Here is a 1,727-nt window from a genome sequence, read left to right as displayed (position 1 = left end):
GGCGGTCAGCGTCCAGTACCGATAGGCCCCGGCCGGAAGCCCCCCACGGGGGGGGCGGGACGGCAGTGCTCGAAGGAGCGCCCGGCTCAGGGGCGGGCCGATTCCGCCATGCTGGCGGCAGGCGGATGCAGGGGCACGCCGTGGTTCTGGAAGCTCGCCGAGTCCAGAGTGCAGTTCAGGAGGGTGTTGTTGTCGAACACGACGCCCCTGGCGTCGTCGGGAGCGGACATCTCGCGCGGCTGGTCCTTCCAGACGGGGGAGGTCTGGTATCCGATCGCGGCGTTCCTGAAGATGTTTCCGGTGACGATGTTGCCGTCGCCCAGCGACACGATGCAGGGCGCTTCGGGCGGGCATTCCAGGATGTTGCCGGTGAGGATGGTTTCGGTGGCCCTGCTGTCTATGCCGATGCGCAGCGATCCGCCCTTCTCGACGCGGACGATGTTGTTGGTGATGATGTGGCGTGAGAAGCCGCCCCAGGAGCGGATGCCCACGCTGGCGACGCCCTGTCCGGAGATGGTGACGGTGTTCTGGGTGATGAGGATGTTGTCGGCCGCGTCGGTGCCCAGCACGGAATCGACGGCGCCGGCGGACCTCGTCACGGAGTTTCCCCGGATGATCCCGGGGCCGCCCAGCAGCTCGATGTCGTCGGCCTGGTTGTCGGAGAGCACGTTGGCGAGGGCCTGGACGTTTGAGCCCCACAGCATGATGCCCAGCCCCGCGGCGTTGCGCACCGTGCATTCGCGCACCACGATGTCGGCGCAGTGCTGCCCGTCGGCCTCGTGAATCCACGACGCGCGGATGCCGCAGGACTCGAAGGCCCGGTTGCGCACGGTCTGGCCCGGGAGGTTGGCGTCGATGCAAAGCCGTTCGACGGTCACGCCCTTCACGCCGGTGATGCGGATGACGTTGCAGTCCTGGGCGTCGGCAAGACGCAGGGAGGTGGAAGGTCCATAGCCCTGGAGGAGCACGCTGTCCTTGTTGATGAGTATGCCGCCGCTCACGGGCTTGCCCTCGTGGATGAGCTCCGCCTTGCGGATGGTATAGCTTCCCGGCAGAAGCGTGACCTGGCCGCCGCTGGCGGGCAGGTTCGCGATGGCGGCGTTGATGGTGCTCTGGGCGCTGTCGGCGGGGCAGACCGCATCGGCCAGTTTCTTGTCCGCCTCGGGCGTGTCGTGGGCCGCAAGGATGACGTGAGACTTGCCCTTGGGCGGCGTGGCCGGATGGCCGCACCCCTGCGCGAGGGCGAGCAGCCCGCACAGGGCAAATGACATTACAAACTTGAAAGACATGTCGGCAGGCTGGCACGGTCGCCGGAATGTGTCAAGCGCATGGCGATTGGCGGAGCATCATGCCCCCTGCCCGCCGCCCGGGCCGAACACCACGGCGCTGTCCGACTCCAGGAAGTCCCGGGCGCTCGTGCCACGGAAGAGCTGGATGAGCTTGGCCACAAGGCCGGTCCAGCCGGTCTGGTGGCTGGCGCCCAGACCCGCGCCCGTGTCGCCGTGGAAGTATTCGTGGAAGAGCAGGCAGCCCTGCCAGTGGGGGTCTTCCCGGAAGAGGCGCGCATCGCCCTGGAAGGGCCTTGCGCCCGAGGCGTCGCGCGTGAAGAGCCCGATGAGGCGTTCCCCGATCTCCCGGGCGGCATCGAAGAGCGTGACGAAGCGGCCCGAACCCGTGGGGCACTCGATGCGCAACGCGTCGCCAGCGGCCCCGACGGCACGCTCTGG

The 1,727-nt window shown here is 68.3% G+C and carries 1 protein-coding gene and 1 pseudogene; both read right to left on the bottom strand.

Annotated elements, in window-relative coordinates; all coding sequences use genetic code 11:
- Window positions 1-86 precede the first annotated feature (86 nt).
- Window positions 87-1,289, bottom strand: a complete 1,203-nt coding sequence (locus ACV4UX_RS19265) for a right-handed parallel beta-helix repeat-containing protein (RefSeq protein WP_491594893.1) — start codon at window positions 1,287-1,289, stop codon at window positions 87-89.
- A 57-nt stretch (window positions 1,290-1,346) separates the two neighbouring features.
- Window positions 1,347-1,727 (bottom strand): annotated as a pseudogene (locus tag ACV4UX_RS19260) (hypothetical protein); the annotation flags it as partial.

It is taken from the genome of Fundidesulfovibrio sp., assembly GCF_058402725.1.
Note: the sequence above shows the minus strand (reverse complement) of the source record. Positions and strands in the feature narration are given on the sequence as shown.

Bases quoted from the DNA above. Each gene is read 5' to 3' on its own strand.
- ACV4UX_RS19265 (WP_491594893.1), bottom strand. From the start codon at position 1,289: ATGTCTTTCAAGTTTGTAATGTCATTTGCCCTGTGCGGGCTGCTCGCC.